This is a genomic window from Oceanicaulis sp. MMSF_3324, from assembly GCF_030733545.1.
Lineage (GTDB): Bacteria > Pseudomonadota > Alphaproteobacteria > Caulobacterales > Maricaulaceae > Oceanicaulis.
Genome location: NZ_JASHIU010000014.1, coordinates 64,732 through 81,764, shown reverse-complemented (window position 1 = coordinate 81,764; position 17,033 = coordinate 64,732). Strand labels below are relative to the sequence as shown.

Genomic DNA, 17,033 nt, shown 5'->3' with positions numbered 1-17,033 from the left:
TGGGGCGGGCGTGCGTCGCCATCCGCCATTTCATTCCGGCCCGTTTGCGGGTCGATATGCTGGGTCTGGATGTTCTTGGGCGCTTGCGGCGCTTCGGGGGCCGGGGCGCTCTGGGACATGCGCAGCGCGAACAGCACGCGCGTGGTCTCGTAGCGCAGCTCATTGAGCAGGTGCTCGAACAGGGCGAAGGCCTCGGTCTTGAACTCGTTGAGCGGATCGCGCTGGGCGTAGCCGCGCAGACCCACGGACGAGCGCAGCGCGTCCAGATTCTGCAGATGGTCGCGCCAGTTCTGGTCGATCGTCTGCAACAGGATCTGCTTCTCGATCCGCCGCATCAGATCGGGCCCGATATTGGCGGCTTTCTCGGCATAGGTTTCGTTGACCACCTTCATCAGGCGCTCACGCATTTCCTCGTCCGCAATGCCTTCCTCGGCCGCCCAGTCCTTGATCGGCAGTTCGAGGCTGAAATACTTCAGGACGTCCTCGTTCAGCCCGTCCGTGTTCCACTGGTCGGGATAGGCGCGCGGCGGGATGTGCTGGGTGACAAGGTCCTCGACCGTGGTCTCGCGCATGTCGGTGACGACGTCGGACACGTCCTTGGCGGTCATGAACTCGATGCGCTGCTCGAAGATGGCCTTGCGCTGGTCATTCATCACATCATCGTATTTGAGGATGTTCTTGCGAATGTCGTAGTTGCGCTGTTCGACCTTCTTCTGGCTGGTCTCCACCGCCTTGGTCATCCAGGGGTGCTGGATGGCTTCGCCCGGCTTCAGGCCGAGGGTCCGCATGATGCTGTCCAGGCGTTCGGGCGCAAAGATGCGCAGCAGGTCATCTTCCACAGACAGATAGAAAGCGGACCGGCCCGGGTCGCCCTGACGGCCCGAACGGCCGCGCAGCTGGTTGTCGATGCGGCGGCTTTCATGGCGCTCGGTGCCGATCACGAACAGGCCGCCTGCTTCGAGCGCCTGCTGCTTCTTGTCCGCCACATCGGCTTCAAACTGCTCGCGCTTGGCTTTCAGCGCGTCATCATCAGGTTCGCGGCCTGCGGCTTTCTCCGCCTCGACCCATTCCTGCAGATTGTAATCCACATTGCCGCCGAGCTGGATGTCGGTGCCGCGACCGGCCATGTTGGTGGCGATGGTCACCGCGCCCGGCGCGCCGGCCTGGGCGATGATGCCCGCTTCCTGCTCGTGATAGCGCGCATTCAGCACCTGGTGCGGGATCTTCTTTTTCTTCAGGAAGTCCGACAGGCGCTCGGATTTCTCAATGGAGACCGTGCCCACCAGAACCGGCTGGTTCTTGGCGTGCGCGTCCACAATGGCTTGCAGGATGGCGTCGAACTTTTCCTGCTCGGTGCGATAAAGCTCGTCTTCCTCGTCGATCCGCTGAACCGGACGGTTGGTCGGGATCTCCACCACGCCGAGCGAGTAGATGTCGTGGAACTCGTCCGCTTCGGTCGCTGCGGTGCCGGTCATGCCGCCGAGCTTCTTGTACAGGCGGAAATAGTTCTGGAAGGTGATCGAGGCCAGCGTCTGGTTCTCGGGCTGGATCTCGACGGTTTCCTTGGCCTCGATGGCCTGGTGCAGGCCATCGGAGAGACGACGGCCCGGCATCATGCGGCCGGTGAACTCGTCGATCAGCACCACCTTGCCTTCACGCACGATGTAGTCCTTGTCACGCACGAACAGCTTGTGCGCTTTCAGGCCCTGATTGACGTGGTGAACGACGGAGATGTTCTCGATGTCGTACAGATCCGCATCGCCATCGAGCAGGTCGCGCTCCTTGAGGAGCTGTTCGATATGCTCGTTGCCTTCTTCGGTGAAGGTGCAGGACTTGGACTTCTCGTCGATGGTGAAGTCCTCATCGTCGAGCAGCGGGATGATCTGGTCGATGGTCTTATAAAAATCGGTGCGATCTTCGGTCTGGCCGGAGATGATCAGCGGGGTCCGAGCTTCGTCCACCAGGATGGAGTCCACCTCGTCGACGATCGCGAAGTGGTGCTCGGCCTTCTCCAGCGGACGTCCGCCGAACTGGACCATGTCGTTGAGCGCGTACTTCATGTTGTCGCGCAGATAGTCAAAGCCCAGCTCGTTATTGGTGCCGTAGGTGATGTCGCAGCCATAGGCTGTCCGGCGCTCGGGATCGCTCATGCCGTGGATGATGACGCCCGTGGTCATGCCCAGCTTGGCGAAGACGCGGCCCATCCACTCGGAGTCCCGCTGGGCGAGGTAATCGTTCACCGTGACGATGTGCACGCCCTTGCCCGGCAGGGCGTTGAGGTAGGCGGCCAGGGTGGAGACGAGCGTCTTGCCTTCACCGGTGCGCATTTCGGCGATATTGCCCTTGTGCAGCACGATGCCGCCCATCAGCTGCACGTCGTAATGGCGCTGCCCCAGAGCACGCTTGGCGGCTTCGCGGACAGCGGCGAAGGCTTCGGGCAGCAATTTGTCGAGACTTTCGCCATTCTCATGGCGTTCGCGGAACTCGACGGTCTTTTGCGCCAGCGCTGCGTCATCAAGCTCGACAAAGTCTGGCTCCAGCGCATTGATCCGGTCCACGATGGGACGCATGCGCTTGACCTCGCGGTCATTGGAGGAGCCGAAAAGCTTGCGGGCGATGTTGAGCATGACGTATCTGCCTTGACGGGCGAACAATGAATTAAAAGCGGCGTGAACGCGTTCGGCGGAGCCGGGTCGCAATTCTCACGTCGTAGAAGGTCACTGGTGACTTAAGGAGGCCCTGATTGACTGTCAATCAAGCCCGCCGTCTGCTTGTAGCAGCTGCGATGATCACGACTGCGTTTGCAGGGGGGTGCAGCCCTCAAGATACTGGAGACTCACAGCTTGGCGAAGCGGGCTCGACACCGTCCGGACTGCGCTTCGTGGCCGACAGGGATGTCAGTCAGTCCCAGATCGCCGCGCGGGTGGGCGGCACGGTCATCACCGTGGAGGATGTGCAGCGTGAAGCGGTCAGTCTCGGGCTGACTGAGACGCCCCAGGCGCTGTTGCCGACCGACCCGGTCTTTCGCGACACCCTGTCCGATCTCATCGACCAGCGCCTTCTGGCTCTCGAAGCTGTCGCGCGCAATGTGCAGGACGAGGAGGAAGCCCGGCTTCGCCTGGCCGCGGCGGAAGAGCGCATTCTCGGCAATATCCTCGTTGAGAACGCCATCGCCTCGGCGGTGACCGAAGACTCCGTTGAACAGGTGTATGAGGAACAGGCGCGACTGGCGCCGCGCACCGAAGAGATTCGGGCCCGCCATATTCTCGTCGAGACCCGCGAAGAAGCGGATGAAGTCGCGCGCCTTCTGGCGGAGGGGAGCGATTTCGGGCAATTGGCCGCTCAGGTCAGCCGCGATCTCGCCACCCGTTTCAGCGGCGGGGATCTGGGCTATTTCACCCGAACCGGCATCCTGCCGGGTTTTGCGCAGGTGGCGTTCTCCACCGATGAAGGCGCAGTGAGCGCGCCTTTCGAAACGGAATATGGCTGGCATGTGCTCGAAGTGATCGACCGGCGTCTGCAGCCGCGGGAGAGCCTGGAGGAGGTGCGCCCCAATATTGTGCGTTTCCTGACGCTGCAGGGCATTGATGATCTTCTGGAAGTGTTGCGCGAACGCTATCCCGTGACCCGCGTCGCGGGCCGCGCGCCGAGCGCCCTGCGGACGACCGAGCCCAGCGCGGTCACGCCCGACGATATCGATACGCCTGAAGAGGCGCCGGGCCAGGATGCGCCCTAGGCCTTAATGGCCCATATACCCTGTCTCAAAAGACCGCTTTAACCAGAATGGCCTAGTGATATGAGTTCGAAACTGTTGCTTGTGGTGGCGTGTGCGCTGGTCGATCCGGACGGGCGCGTGCTGCTGGCCCGGCGTCCTGAAGGCAAACAGCATGCAGGGCTCTGGGAGTTTCCAGGCGGCAAGGTTGAACCGGGCGAAAGCCCTGAGCAGGCTCTGGTGCGCGAACTGCGCGAGGAGCTGGGGATTGAACCATGCGAGCAATGCCTGCAGCCCTTCGCCTTTGCGTCGGAAAAGCTCGAAACGGGCGGGCATCTTCTGATGCCGCTGTTCGTGTGTCGGCGCTGGGACGGGTTCATCAATCCCACCGAGGGGCAGACGATCGCCTGGACGCGTCCCGATCAGTTCCGCGACTACCCCATGCCGCCCGCCGACAAACCGCTGGCGGCCGAGTTGCGCGACAGGCTGGTCGGTGCGCGCGTCGGCTGATTGCGGATGAAAGCGGAGCCACCGCCATTGAGTATGGCTTGTTGGTGGGCTTGCTGGGGGTGGTCGTGATCACCGCCGTCTCGCTGCTGGGCAACCAGCTCTGGGCGCTGCTGCAAAGCGTCAGCACCACCATCAGCACCGCGTCCGGCGGCGGGGGCGGCTAGCCCGCCTTGTCGCCGGTCTTGTGTTCGGTCACCCCCAGCGCGTCAGCCAGGCTGGCCTGCGCCGAGCCGGGCCGTTTGGGCTTGGGCTGATCCGGGTGCGGGGCCCAACCGGCGAAATGGATGATCTCGAAGGTGGCCGGAACTTTCCCGTCCTCTTCCGCAAAGGCTTCGGAATAGGCCTGAGCGGTTTTCACGAACAGGCTCTTGGTGCCTGGTGTCCGTGGCCGCTCGTACAGCGCATTGGTTTCCCCCATGGCGCGCAGATCGCGCATCAGGACGAAGGAATTGCCATAGCGGGCCTTGACGCGATCCACGTCTGACACCGGCAGGGTAAAGCCCGCCCGGCTTAGAAGGCCCGCCATATCCACGGTGTCGGCGAATGGGGAGACGCGCCGGGGCGCAGGGTCTTCGTCTGTGACTTTCTGAAAGCTTTGCCGCAATTCGGTCAGCGTGGCGCCGCCCAGTTGCGCGCCTGCAAAGAAGCCGTCCGGCTTCAGCGTATGATTGATCTGGATAAGCGCGCCGACAATGTCGTTGGTCCAGTGAAGATTGAGGCAGCTGATTACCAGGTCGACGCTCTGGGGGGCGATGGGCAAGCGTTCTTCATCCAGACAGACGGCAGTGTGCGTGCTCAGCCCCGCCATGGCGGGCGACAGATCCGTTTCGATCAGATGGGTGATTTTCTCACGGGCTTTGGGGCGGTCTTCCAATGCGCGCCCGATTGCGCCGCCGCCGCCCAGTACCAGACAGGTCTCGAAATCCCGCGTGACGCTTTCCACCCGATCGAGAAGATCATCGGCAGCGCGTGCGTGCAGAAAGTCGTAGGATGGAAATTCAGACGCGGCGCGGTCCCGGCGATAGGCCAGCAATCGCCGGTCAAAGAGGGCGGGCGGTCCGCCTTCAGGCTGAGGGGCGGGTTTGGATGAAATCAGCGTCACCGGGCTCATGGCCCAGATATGGACCCGATCCGCTGTCAGGCAAAGCCCGGGCGCTGTGGCGCGTGTGCGCGAACCTGGTCTGGCCGCCCTTGTGCCCCGTGACCGGTGAGCCGGTGTCAGCCCCCGGCGAGCTGTCGCCTCAGGCCTGGTCTGAAGTCCGATTTCTGGATGCGCCTTGGTGCGCCAGCTGCGGCAGGCCGTTCGACTACCCCATCGGCAAGGGCGCGCTTTGCGGGGCGTGCGCGGCGCACCCCGATCCGCCCTGCTCGATGACGCGCGCCGCCTTTGTGTATGATGAGGCCAGTCGCAAACTCGTCCTGATGCTCAAGCATGCCGGGCGTACAGACGGGTTGAGTGTGTTCGGACGATGGATGGCCCGCGCTGGGGCAGAGGCGCTCGCGGGGGCGGACGCCCTCATCCCCATTCCGCTGCACCCGCATCGCCTGCGCAAGCGCCGCTTCAACCAGTCCTTCTTGCTGGCGCGCGCTCTGTCACGGAATACGGGGCTGCCGGTCGCGCCGCACATCCTTGAGCGGACGCGCGCCACGCCCAGCCAGGGCGGGCTCAGCGCCAAGGCCCGCCAGCGCAATGTGGCGGGCGCCTTCCATGTGCGGGAAAAGCAGAAACCTTTCCTGGCCGGGCGACGTTTTGTCCTTGTGGACGACGTCCATACGACCGGCGCAACCTTGCAGGCGTGCGCAAGGGTTCTTAAACGCGGCGGCGCCGAAGATGTGACCGCGATCACGCTGGCGCGCGTTGTTAAAGCCGTGGACCCGCTTAAATAAGGGGCGAATGCGGATGAACCGCTCCCCCCGACCGACAGACAAGGAGGGCCTTATGGCCGCCGTTACGATTTATACCCGTCCCATGTGTCCGTATTGCGTGCGCGCCGTCTCGCTTCTGAAGAAGAAAGGCGTGGCGTTTGACGAGATTGATGCCGGTTTCGATGTGAAGAAGAAAAAGGAAATGGTGGATCGCGCCAACGGCGCCCGCACTTTCCCGCAAATCTTCATTGGCGATACCCATGTGGGTGGTTGCGATGAAATGATGGCGATGGAAAATGCGGGTAATCTCGATGATCTGCTGCGGACCGAAGGAGCGCTATGAGCGCCGTTAAACTCGCCCTGATCCAGATGCGTTCCGGTGTCGACCCGGAGCGCAATCTGGATGACGCCGAAGCCCTGATCCGCGAGGCGGCGGCTGCCGGCGCGAATTTCGTGCTCACGCCTGAGACCACGACGCTGGTCCAGAAAGACGCCGAGCGCCTGTTCGAACACATCCACACCCCCGAGGTGGAGCCCGCCATTGTGCGGTTCGCGGACCTCGCGGACTCGCTGGGGATCGACATCCTGATCGGCTCCATGGCGCTCAGGGGCGGCGCGCCGGTCGATGGCCGTGAGCGCGCGGTCAATCGGGCGCATCTGTTCGGCCCGGATGGGGCGCTCAAGGCCACCTATGACAAGATCCACATGTTTGATGTGGCGCTGGGTGGCGGCGAGACCTATTCGGAATCCACCAATTATGCGGCCGGCGATCGCGCCGTTCTGACCGAAGCGGCGGGCGGCCGACTGGGCCTGACGATCTGTTATGATGTGCGCTTTGCTGCGCTCTATCGCCGTCTGGCCAAGGCCGGCGCCCAGATGATCGCAGTGCCGAGCGCCTTTACGCGGCCCACCGGGCGCGCCCATTGGGAAACCCTTCTGCGAGCGCGGGCGATCGAGACCGGCAGCTTCATCCTCGCCCCCGCCCAGGGCGGCAAGCATGAAGATGGCCGCAAGACCTGGGGGCGCTCCATGGTGATCGGTCCCTGGGGCGAAATCATCGCCGCCTTTGATCATGACGAGCCGGGCGTGCTTCATGCCGAGATCGATCTGGATGAAGTCGAGGCCGCGCGTAGCCGTATTCCGTCGCTGAGCAATGACCGGGAGTTCACGGGGCCATGATCCGCTATGCGCTGTATTGCGCGGACGGGCATGAGTTTGAGGCCTGGTTCCGCAATTCAGAGGATTTTGACGTCCAGAAAGAGCGCGGCCTTGTGGAATGTCCCAGCTGCGGCTCGTTCGAAGTGTCAAAGCAACTGATGGCGCCCTCGGTGCGCACGTCGCGCAAGACGGACACGACCGCCAGCGGCGCACCTGATTTCGAAACCCTGGCGCGCCAGGTCCAGGCGCATATCCGGTCCAATTTCGACTATGTGGGCGAGAATTTCGCCAATGAAGCGCGCGCCATTCACAAGGGCGAGGCGGCCGAGCGCTTGATCTACGGCGAAACCACTTCAGAAGAGCGTGAACAGCTCAGCGAGGAGGGCGTGCCCTGTGCGCCCCTGCCTGAACCGTTTACGCCCACGCCGCCCAAGAAGGCGAACTGAGCCTTTACAGGAAGAGATGGCCGGCGAGCCCGAGGGTGAATCCCAGAACCGCGCCGAGCGGCGGCGCCCAGCTCTTGTCCAGTTTCACGTCCGGCGCGACATCCTGGAAGGTCAGGAACAGTACGCCCCCGGCGGCGAACACCATCAGCGCTCCCAGCACCATCTGGTTGGGGGCGAAGACCATGACGCCCAGCCCCGCGGCGATCGGCCCCAGAAACGGCATGAGCGCGAAGGGCAGATAGGTGCGTCCGGTGCTTTCATCGCTATTGGCGGCGCGTTCGCGAAAGGCGTTGAAGGCCTCGGGGAAGTTCTGCAGTCCGATCAGCAGGGCCAGCAAGAGCCCGGCTTCTGCGCCGGTCGCCAGCATCGCGCCCAGCGCAATGGCTTCGGGCAGATAATCCACCAGCATGGCCATGAGCTGACCCATGGATTTGCCGCTCCGGCCAAGCGTGCGGTCGATGAAGAAAAAGCTCACCCCGCCTGCAATGAAAGCGGTCAAAGCCATCCAGCCGGGCATGCGCTCGACGCCTTCAGGGACCAGCACCAGCGCCACCGCCGCGATCAGGACGCCGCCGCCAAAGGCGATGACCCCATGGCGCAGCTCGCCTGACATCCAGTTGGGATGCACCTTGTCCCACAGCGCCAGGGCCGCGCCCAGGGGAATGGTGGCGCCCGCGAGCAGGGCGAAGATGACGGCCTGGAGCAGCGGATCAGACATCGTGGCGGCGCCGTCAGGCCGGTTTCACCGATCCCATCAGATAGTTCACGCCTGAGTCTGACGAGATGAAGAACATGTCCTTGAACGGGTTATAGCTCACGCCCACAGGCTCCATCACGTCCAGGCCTTCCGATTTCAGCGCGGCTCGGGCTTCGACCGGCTTGACCAGCTTGTCGAACCGGTGCGTGCCGCGCGGCAGCCAGCCCAGCACGTATTCGGCGCCGAAGATGGCGGTGGCGAAGGCGCGGGGGGTGCGGTTGATGGTGCCCACGATCATCATGCCGCCGGGCTTCACCATGCGCGCGCAATCACGCAGGAACTGGTCGGGATTGGCCACGTGTTCGACCACTTCGAGATTGAGCACGACGTCGAACTGGTCGGGTCCGCCCTCTTCAAGCAGCTGTTCCGCCGTGCCGTGGCGGTAATCGATGCTGAGGCCGTTTTCCTCGGCATGAACCAGCGCGGTCTTGATATTGGCCTCGGCGGCGTCAACGCCTGTCACTGAAGCGCCCAGACGCGCCATGGGTTCGGACACCAGCCCGCCGCCGCAACCGATATCGAGCACTTTGAGGCCCTTGAGCGGCTCGGCGCCCTCGGTCTTGAAATGACGGCTCAGCAGGTCGCGGATATAGGTCAGGCGCGCCGGGTTGAACTTGTGCAAGGGCGCGAATTTCGACTTGGGATCCCACCATTCCCCGGCGATGCGGGAGAATTTCTCCACCTCTTCAGGATCGATCGAAGGCGTGGACAGGGTCGTCGGGGCTTCGGCCTGGGCCATGGCGGGCTCCTTACACAGCGCGGCGGGCAAACAGCGATGGGCATTTGCACTGGTATCGCCGGTTTTGTACCAATCGCGCCGCAATATGGTCCCATCTCCCGCGATTATCGACCCTGTTGCGCCGTTTGCCGCATCTGTACTGCTGATTATCCCGTGTCTGGAGGACGCTTATGACCGCGCCACGCCTTGTGCTGAAATTTGGCGGCACCTCCATGGCGAACCCTGAGCGGATCGCTCATTCCGCGTCCATCGTCGCGGCCGAGGCGCGCGCCGGCAAACAGGTCGCGGTCGTCGTATCCGCCATGGCGGGGGAAACCGATCGCCTGCTGGGCGCGGCTGAAGCGCTGGGCGGCGGCCTGGGTGAGGTGGAGACCGACACGGTGCTGGCGGCGGGCGAACAGGCCAGCGCTGCGCTGATGGCGCTGGCGCTCAAGCGCGAAGGGTTCCGTTCTGAAGCGGTCATGGGCTGGAGCCTGCCCATTCTGGTCGAAGGCCCGCCCGGCAGCGCCAAGATCACCGACATCCATGGCGCCCCGCTGGACGCCATGATGAGCGATGGCGTCATCCCTGTGGTCGCCGGCTATCAGGGGCTGAACGCCGAGGGGCGTCTGGGCACGCTGGGGCGCGGCGGCACCGATCTGAGCGCCGCTGCGGTCGCAGCGGCCGTGGGCGCGGAGTGTGATATCTACACAGATGTGGACGGGGTGTTCACCACCGATCCGCGGATTGCGCCGGAAGCAGTGCGGGTCGAGCGGATCAGCCATGACGCCATGCTGGAGCTGGCGGCCATGGGCGCCAAGGTGCTTCAGACCCGCTCTGTGGAATACGCCAAGGCCAAGGGCGTCACGCTGCGTGTGAAATCGAGCTTCCTGCCGGCGGGACAAAGCGCCGGAACCGAAGTCACGCCCGAGGCCGAGATCGCCGAAAAGCGCATCGTCTCCGGCGTCGCCTATGCGCGCGACCAGGCGCGCCTGTCCATCCATGGCGGCGAGGGACCCCAGGCCGCCGAGCTTCTGTTCGCCGCCTTGGGCGAAGCGGATGTGGATGTGGACATGATCGTGCAGGCCCGCGCACGTTCGGGCGGCTCGGTTGTGGAATGCTCGGTGGCGGGGCGGGACCTGCCGCGAGCTTTGGCCGCAGCTGAAAGCGCGGCGCGTCCCAACGGGCTTGAAGTGCGCTCGGAAACCGGGCTCGCCAAGGTCTCGGTCGTCGGCACGGGATTGCGCGGTCGGGCGGATGTGGCCCGCACGCTTTATGGCGTTCTGGCGCGAGAGGGGATCGCCGTGCGGATGACGGCCACCAGCGAGATCAAGATCTCGGCCCTTGTGGATGCCGACCTTCTCGAACACGCTGTGCGTGCGTTGCACACGGCCTACAGGTTGGGTGCGGCGCCGTCCAAGACTTGACGAACCCCGCTTAAACAATGCCTCTATCGGCTCAATGCCGGACTCGACCGGGCGCGTCCCGTTGTGTGACGGCCCCAGACAGGATGCCTGACAGATCGCCATGACGCCGAAAAGCCTGTCCACCGCGCGCGGCCCTCGCCGCCTGCTAAGCCGTATCCGTGACCTTATGGCGGCCCAGGAAGATGCGCAAAAGCGCCTCGACCGGCTGACGGACATCATAGCGGAAGAAACCGGCTCGGATGTGTGCTCGATCTATCTGGTGCGCCCGTCGGGCGCACTGGAATTGTCGGCGACCCATGGTCTGGATGCGTCCGCCGTGCACCGTGTGCGGCTGCACGCCGGCGAAGGACTGGTCGGCGAAGTGGCGCGTCGGGCCCGTCCCTTCGCGGTGGAAGACGCGCCGTCCCATCCCAGCTTTTCCTACAAGCCCGAAACCGGCGAAGAGCCGTTCAAGAGCTTTGTGGGCGTGCCCATTCTGCGAGGCGGTCGTCTCGTGGGCGTGTTGACCGCGCAGACCGGCGCTGTGCGTCCGACCACCGAAGAAGAGATCGAAACGCTTCAGACCGTGGCCATGCTGCTGGCGGAGATCGTCACCTCCGGCGAGCTGGTGCAGGCGGAAGGCTTTGCCGAGCTTGAAGTGCGTCTGTCCAAGCCTGAACGGTTCCAGGGTTTGGCCCTGTCGTCGGGCGTGGTGCGCGGCGTGGCGGTGAAACATGAGCCCCACGTGCTGTCGACCCGGCTCGTGGCCGATGACGCGGCAGCCGAAGAAGCGCGTCTGAACGAGGCGGTCACGCGTCTGCGCCGGTCTGTGGATCAGCTGCTGGATTCCGGTCGCGTGCCCATTGGCACGCCGTCACGCGAAGTTCTTGAGACGTATCGCATGTTCGCCCATGACCGCGGCTGGCTGAACCAGCTGGGCGAGGCGATCCGGGCCGGCCTGACGGCGGAAGCGGCTGTCGAGCGAGTGCGAAACGAACACCGCGCGCGCCTGATGAAAGCGCGCGATGCGCATTTCCAGGAACGTCTCCATGACCTGGAAGACCTGGCCAACCGGCTTCTGCGTCACCTCGCGCGCACTGAAGAACATGACGAAGACAGCCTGCCGGAGCATGCGGTCATTGTGGCGCGTTCCGTGGGGCCGGCCGAACTGCTCGAATTTGACCGCTCGCGCCTGGCGGGCATCGCCGTCGAGGAGGGCTCGGTGACCGGCCATGCGGCCATTGTCGCCAAGGCTCTGGGCATCCCCATGGTGGGGCGTCTGGAAGGCGCGCTCGACCGGGTCGAGGAGGGCGATAGCGTCATTCTGGATGGCGAGTTCGGCCTCCTGCACGTGCGTCCCAACGAAGAAGTGCGCACCGCATATGACGAGCGCATCGAAGCGCTGAAAGAACGCCAGCGGACCTTCGCGCACTTGCGCGACGCCCCCGCCAGCACAGCGGACGGCCAGGAATTGAGCCTGGGCATGAATGCCGGCCTTCTGGTGGAGATGAACCGGCTCGAGGATACGGGCGCGGCGGGCGTGGGCCTGTTCCGCACCGAGTTCCAGTTCATGGTGGCCGATACGCTGCCGCGATTGAGCGCCCAGATCGAATTGTACAAGGCCGTCTATGACGCGGCTCGTGACAAGCCCGTGGTGTTCCGCACCCTGGACCTGGGCGGCGACAAGGTGACCCCCTTCATCCCGTCCATGCGTGAGCCGAACCCGGCCCTGGGCTGGCGGGCGCTTCGCATGGGACTCGATCGTCCCGCCCTGACCCGTTACCAGCTGCGCGCCCTGGTTCGGGCCTCGGGCGGCCGGACGCTCAATGTCCTGTTCCCGATGATCTCGGTCGCTGAAGAGCTTGCTGCAGCACGCGATGTGCTGGAGCGCGAACTGGATATGGCGCGCCGTCATGGCCACGACGCGCCGGATGAATTACGCGTCGGGCTGATGCTGGAAACGCCCGCGGTGGCGTTTGCGCCTGAGGCTTGTCTGGAGCTGGCGGATTTCGTCTCGGTCGGCGCCAATGACCTGATGCAGTATTTCTTCGCGGCGGACCGGCAAAACCCACGTGTTTCAGACCGTTACGACCCGATCAGCGCACCTGCGTTACGCTTGTTTAAAGATGTCAGGCAAGCGTGTGAGAATGCCGGCAAGCCGGTGAATGTCTGCGGGGAGTTGGCGGGGCGCCCGTTCGAAGCCTGTGTGCTGGCGGCGCTGGGATATCGCAGCCTCTCGATGGCGGCGGGTTCGATCGGCCCGGTCAAGCAGGCGTTGGCGGGATGTGACCTCAGCCTTCTGACGCCCTGGCTGGAAGCCGAAATCCAGCAAGGCGCGAAAATCGGTCCGCCTTCCTTGCGTGACCGCATGCTCCGGGCTGGAAAAGAAATCGGATTGCCGCGAGAAGTTGTTGATAAAAACTAAAGCATTTGGTTGAATAACTACCAGTGAGGCTGGGGCGCCACACTAGAGGGGAGCGTCCCTTGTGACGCAGAAAATGGCGAACGCGAAGATGCGCGATTACGAACCGATGTCTGACGAGACAGGCTATGTCCCTGTCGACGCGGTGTTCAGCGCGCCGGCCCCGGCGCTGGAAGGCGTGAGCCTGGGCGAGCGCCTGCGCCTGAGCCGCACCCATGCCGGACTGACCCTCGATAGCGCTTCGGCACGCACTCGCATCAAACGTGATTACCTCGACGCTCTTGAGACGATGGACCCGCGCGGTCTGCCGTCCAAGGCCTATGCTGTCGGGTATCTGCGCACCTATGCCGCTTTCCTCGGCCTGGACGTTGCCGACTGCGTGCGTCAGTTCAAGGCGGAAGTCGATTGCGATGCGGGTCGCGGTGAGCCGACCGCGCCGCAGGAACGTCGCGAAATCAAGCTGCCCCGCGGTCTTGTCGGCGCCATCCTCATTCTGGGCGGCGTTGTGGTCGCGGCCGGCTGGTACGGCAATTACGTCACCCGCGCGGAAGCCTTCGCAGGCGCGGCCGCGCCCATGGATGCGCTCATGCGCGCCGAAGCCCCGCTTGTGGAGCTGGAGAGCTCCTCGGCGCCCAGCCGCGCCGCCATCTGGTCCGGACTGCCGGACGCCAATGCAGGCAATACGCTGATCCTGGAAGCTGGCGGTCGCGTCGATATCGAAGTGCGCGACGCGTCGGGACGCATCCTGGCCGCGCGTGAGCTTGAGCCGGGCGAGCTGTATCGCGCGCCGGATGAGCCGGGTTTGACCATTTCCACGAATGACGCCGGCGCGGTGCTTGTTCGCGCCGCCGGACGCCCGCTCGGCGCCCTGGGCGAGCCGGGTCAGGCGGTCGACAATGTGTCGGCGGCTGAATTCGTGCTGACCGCATTGCGCGAAACCGACGCGGGCTAGAACTGTGCTTTGAGCCCGCGCGCTCATGAGCAGGGCTCGCTTGGCGCGCCTGAAACGCTTATATCCTCTGCAAGACTGAAACCCTGCTTTCAAGCGAGGCGGCGACATGGCGGTTGAAGACCACACCAAAGTGCGGCCCTGGCGGATGATTGACCGTCGCCAAAGCCGTCAGATCCATGTGGGTAATGTGCCGGTTGGCGGCGACGCGCCGATCTCGGTGCAGTCCATGACCAACACGCCGACCGCGGACGCCAACGCGACGATCAACCAGATCCGCCAACTCGAAGAGGTGGGCGCGGACATTGTGCGGGTCTCCTGCCCCGACACAGACTCCACCGCCGCCTTCAAGACGATCGCGAAAGCCGCCAAGGTCCCGCTCGTCGCCGACATCCACTTTCACTACAAGCGCGGCATTGAAGCGGCCGAAGCCGGCGCGGCCTGCCTGCGGATCAATCCGGGCAATATCGGTTCGATGGACCGGGTGAAAGAAGTGGTCTCCGCCGCCCGTGATCATGGCTGCTCGATCCGGATCGGGGTCAATGCCGGGTCGCTGGAGCGCGAGCTGCTCGAAAAGTACGGTGAGCCCTGTCCGGAAGCCATGGTGGAAAGCGCGCTCAATCATGCGCGCATCCTCGAAGACCTCGATTTCCGCGAATACAAGATCTCGGTGAAGGCGTCCGACGTCTTCCTGACGGTAGCCGCCTATCAGGCGCTGGCTGAAGCCACCGATGCGCCGCTGCATCTCGGTGTGACCGAAGCGGGCGGCCTGCGCACGGGCGGCGTGAAAAGCTCGATCGGGATGGGCTCGCTGTTGTGGGCGGGGATCGGCGACACCATTCGCGTATCGCTCTCCGCCGACCCAGTGGAAGAGATCAAGGTCGGTTACGACATTCTCAAATCGCTGGGTTTGCGCACGCGCGGCGTGAACATCATCGCCTGTCCCAGCTGCGCGCGTCAGGGCTTTGACGTCATCAAGACCGTTGAAACGCTGGAAGAGCGGCTCGAGCATATTTCCGAGCCGATCTCGCTGTCCATCATTGGCTGCGTGGTGAACGGCCCGGGTGAAGCCGCCTATACCGATCTCGGCTTCACCGGCGGCGGCAAGGGCTCGGGCATGCTCTACTTCGCCGGCCAGGCCGATGAGAAGGTCTCCAACGAGACCATGATCGAGCGCATCGTCGAGGCGGTCGAGGACAAGGCCGAAAAGATGCGCGCCGAGCGTGAAGCGTCAGAAGCAGCGGCCCAATAGAGACCCAGTTTGCGCTTCCCTGCAGGCCCGGCTTGCGCTTAGCTTCCCCTGGAGCCGCCGTCAGAGCGGCCTGTCAGGGGAGTAGACCATGTTTCAATCGATGATGACGCCAGTGCTGATGCTGGTGTGCTGGACGCTGATCATGTGGCTGTGGATGTACGCCACACGCATTCCGGCCATGCAGAAAGCCGGGCTCAAGCCCGCCGAGCTCAAGGAAAGATCCCAGCTCGACGTGCTGCCGCGCTCGGTGCGCCAGGTGGCGGACAATTACAATCACCTGCACGAACAGCCCGTGGTGTTCTATGCGCTGGCCACCTACAGCCACCTGGTCGGCGTCGCCGATCCGCTCAATATCGGGCTCGCCTGGGCCTATGTCATCCTGCGCGTGGCGCACAGCATCTTCCAGGCGACAGTGAACTTCGTGCCCGTCCGCTTCGTGCTGTTCAGCCTGTCCAGCGTGGTGCTGATCGTGATGGCGGTGCGCAATCTGCTGGTTCTGATGGTCTAGTCCGGCAGCCGGGCGTTCTCGGGCGTCCGGCCGACCGCCTCGGCGAACAGGCGGGTGATTTCGGGCTCCACGCTCGAGAAGTCACCGAATTCCTCGGTCTCGGTGTTGATGTTCACCGCGACCGCCATGCCCAGTTCAGGATAGAGGATCAGCCAGCTCATCGCGCCGCGACTGACCCCGCCATGGTGGACGATGCGCACGGGCGCGTCCTCGCCAAAGCGGGTGGTGCTTTCAGGGTTGGTGCGCCAGCCAATGGCGTAGCCCTGCTCGTTCATTTCGCCCGAAGAGAGCGTCATGGGGGTCCAGAACCGCTCGCGCGTGGTTTCAGAGATATAGTCGTCATCCAGCCAGGCGCTGGCGACGCGCACCAGATCGACCGACCTGCTGTACAGGCCTCCGCTCGCCCATCGCTGGCTGACATTGACCTGTCCGCGATTGCGGTACTCACCGTTGTCGCGAATGAGATAGAACGTGGCGAGGCTGTCCGGCGCCGGGCCCAGGTCTGCCGGGATGGGCGTTTCCAGCCCCAGAGGACGGCGGACTTGCTCTTCCAGCAGGCGCGCATAGCTCTGGCCGGAGGCTTGTTCCGCAACAAAGGCGGCAAGGTTCACGTCAAACGAGTTGTAGTGGAAATCCTCGCCCGGCGCGTAAAGCAGGTCTGAGCCGTCCACCAGCCCGAGCCCCTCTTCGATGCTGTCATACTGGCGCGACATGCGCAGGGAGGCATAGACGCCGGCCCAGTCCGTATTCTCCTCATACCCGGGAAAACCGGCCGTATGGGACAGCAATTGATCAATCTCCATCGGGCCCCAGTTGGGATTGGGCGGGGTGGCGACGTGAGCGTCGACCGTGTCATCAAGATCCAGAACGCCGGCCTCTGTCAGTCGGGCGATGACGGTGGCGGTTATGGCTTTGGACGTGGAGCCGATGCGGAACACGGTGTCGGGGGTCGCTGGCGTGTTGGTGTCCAGGTCGGCCCAGCCGACGCCGGCGGCCCAGACCAGCTGGCCATCAACGGCGACGGCTGCGGTTGCCCCTGGCACGCCTTCTTCACGTCTCATAGCTGCAAGCAGGGCCAGAGCGGAATCGGAAATATCGGCGAAGCGCTCATCATAGACGTCCGCATGCTGTGGCGCGTCTTCGTCGGGCAGGTCGCGCCATCCCATCTGGGCGTTGATGATGACATATAGAGTGACGCCCAGAGCCAGGGCCGCCACTACCCCGATAAAGCCGCCCAGCAGCAACAAGATGTGTTTCAAGACTTTCATTGCGTCCCCCGCAGGCTTAGGCCGTCCATCAGGCTTGGATTCGTACGCGTCGTGTAATCAG

General features: G+C 64.0%; 17 protein-coding genes. 12 read left to right on the top strand and 5 right to left on the bottom strand.

Annotated elements, in window-relative coordinates; genetic code table 11:
* The coding region (secA, locus tag RBA95_RS13120; RefSeq protein ID WP_306017322.1) for a preprotein translocase subunit SecA at positions 1 to 2,627 on the bottom strand (2,627 nt) is incomplete at its 3' end.
* Between the two features lie 254 nt (positions 2,628 to 2,881).
* Here secA and RBA95_RS13115 point away from each other — a divergent pair.
* Genes RBA95_RS13115 through RBA95_RS13105 form a run of 3 tightly spaced genes read left to right on the top strand, consistent with a single transcriptional unit; the run spans position 2,882 to position 4,386 of the window.
* Entirely contained in the window at positions 2,882 to 3,736 is an 855-nt protein-coding gene (locus RBA95_RS13115; protein ID WP_306017321.1) for a peptidylprolyl isomerase, read from the top strand.
* 60 nt (positions 3,737 to 3,796) lie between these two features.
* A complete protein-coding gene (locus RBA95_RS13110; RefSeq protein WP_306017320.1) occupies positions 3,797 to 4,222 on the top strand; it encodes a (deoxy)nucleoside triphosphate pyrophosphohydrolase in 426 nt (141 codons plus the stop codon).
* Positions 4,120 to 4,386, top strand: coding sequence for a Flp family type IVb pilin (locus RBA95_RS13105; protein ID WP_306017323.1), 267 nt, complete (start codon positions 4,120 to 4,122; stop codon positions 4,384 to 4,386). Before RBA95_RS13110 ends, RBA95_RS13105 begins: the two co-directional genes overlap by 103 nt.
* Here the strand turns inward: RBA95_RS13105 and RBA95_RS13100 are convergent.
* Positions 4,383 to 5,324: a methyltransferase domain-containing protein gene (locus RBA95_RS13100; RefSeq protein ID WP_306017319.1), complete on the bottom strand. Its 942-nt coding sequence runs from the start codon at positions 5,322 to 5,324 to the stop codon at positions 4,383 to 4,385. The genes RBA95_RS13105 and RBA95_RS13100 overlap by 4 nt on opposite strands.
* 62 nt (positions 5,325 to 5,386) lie before the next feature.
* Here RBA95_RS13100 and RBA95_RS13095 point away from each other — a divergent pair, with 62 nt between their 5' ends.
* Genes RBA95_RS13095 through RBA95_RS13080 form a run of 4 tightly spaced genes read left to right on the top strand, consistent with a single transcriptional unit; the run spans position 5,387 to position 7,692 of the window.
* Complete coding sequence (locus RBA95_RS13095) at positions 5,387 to 6,109, top strand: ComF family protein (protein ID WP_306017318.1); 723 nt, start codon at positions 5,387 to 5,389, stop codon at positions 6,107 to 6,109.
* A gap of 52 nt (positions 6,110 to 6,161) precedes the next feature.
* A complete protein-coding gene (gene grxC, locus RBA95_RS13090) occupies positions 6,162 to 6,431 on the top strand; it encodes a glutaredoxin 3 (RefSeq protein ID WP_306017317.1) in 270 nt (89 codons plus the stop codon).
* On the top strand, positions 6,428 to 7,267 hold the full coding sequence (locus RBA95_RS13085; RefSeq protein WP_306017316.1) for a carbon-nitrogen hydrolase family protein: 840 nt from the start codon (positions 6,428 to 6,430) through the stop codon (positions 7,265 to 7,267). Before grxC ends, RBA95_RS13085 begins: the two co-directional genes overlap by 4 nt.
* Positions 7,264 to 7,692: a DUF1178 family protein gene (locus RBA95_RS13080; protein WP_306017315.1), complete on the top strand. Its 429-nt coding sequence runs from the start codon at positions 7,264 to 7,266 to the stop codon at positions 7,690 to 7,692. Before RBA95_RS13085 ends, RBA95_RS13080 begins: the two co-directional genes overlap by 4 nt.
* A 4-nt stretch (positions 7,693 to 7,696) precedes the next feature.
* Here RBA95_RS13080 and RBA95_RS13075 read toward each other — a convergent pair whose 3' ends face one another.
* Positions 7,697 to 8,410: a ZIP family metal transporter gene (locus tag RBA95_RS13075; protein WP_306017314.1), complete on the bottom strand. Its 714-nt coding sequence runs from the start codon at positions 8,408 to 8,410 to the stop codon at positions 7,697 to 7,699.
* Between the two features lie 13 nt (positions 8,411 to 8,423).
* Positions 8,424 to 9,188 carry a bifunctional 2-polyprenyl-6-hydroxyphenol methylase/3-demethylubiquinol 3-O-methyltransferase UbiG gene (ubiG, locus tag RBA95_RS13070; RefSeq protein ID WP_306017313.1) on the bottom strand — a complete coding sequence of 255 codons (765 nt, stop codon included), beginning with the start codon at positions 9,186 to 9,188 and terminating at the stop codon, positions 8,424 to 8,426.
* Positions 9,189 to 9,358: 170 nt separating this feature from the next.
* Here ubiG and RBA95_RS13065 point away from each other — a divergent pair, with 170 nt between their 5' ends.
* The 5 genes from RBA95_RS13065 to RBA95_RS13045 all read left to right on the top strand — a co-directional run bounded on the left by RBA95_RS13065 (position 9,359) and on the right by RBA95_RS13045 (position 15,704).
* A complete protein-coding gene (locus RBA95_RS13065; protein WP_306017312.1) occupies positions 9,359 to 10,594 on the top strand; it encodes an aspartate kinase in 1,236 nt (411 codons plus the stop codon).
* 100 nt (positions 10,595 to 10,694) lie between these two features.
* Complete coding sequence (ptsP, locus tag RBA95_RS13060; protein ID WP_306017311.1) at positions 10,695 to 12,998, top strand: phosphoenolpyruvate--protein phosphotransferase; 2,304 nt, start codon at positions 10,695 to 10,697, stop codon at positions 12,996 to 12,998.
* 73 nt (positions 12,999 to 13,071) lie between these two features.
* Entirely contained in the window at positions 13,072 to 13,947 is an 876-nt protein-coding gene (locus tag RBA95_RS13055; RefSeq protein ID WP_306017310.1) for a helix-turn-helix domain-containing protein, read from the top strand.
* A gap of 106 nt (positions 13,948 to 14,053) precedes the next feature.
* On the top strand, positions 14,054 to 15,196 hold the full coding sequence (gene ispG, locus RBA95_RS13050; RefSeq protein WP_306017309.1) for a flavodoxin-dependent (E)-4-hydroxy-3-methylbut-2-enyl-diphosphate synthase: 1,143 nt from the start codon (positions 14,054 to 14,056) through the stop codon (positions 15,194 to 15,196).
* A gap of 88 nt (positions 15,197 to 15,284) precedes the next feature.
* Positions 15,285 to 15,704 carry an MAPEG family protein gene (locus RBA95_RS13045; protein WP_306017308.1) on the top strand — a complete coding sequence of 140 codons (420 nt, stop codon included), beginning with the start codon at positions 15,285 to 15,287 and terminating at the stop codon, positions 15,702 to 15,704.
* On the opposite strand, the gene RBA95_RS13040 is transcribed toward RBA95_RS13045, so the two are convergent.
* Positions 15,701 to 16,972, bottom strand: a complete 1,272-nt coding sequence (locus tag RBA95_RS13040) for a serine hydrolase (RefSeq protein WP_306017307.1) — start codon at positions 16,970 to 16,972, stop codon at positions 15,701 to 15,703. The genes RBA95_RS13045 and RBA95_RS13040 overlap by 4 nt on opposite strands.
* Positions 16,973 to 17,033: the final 61 nt, after the last annotated feature.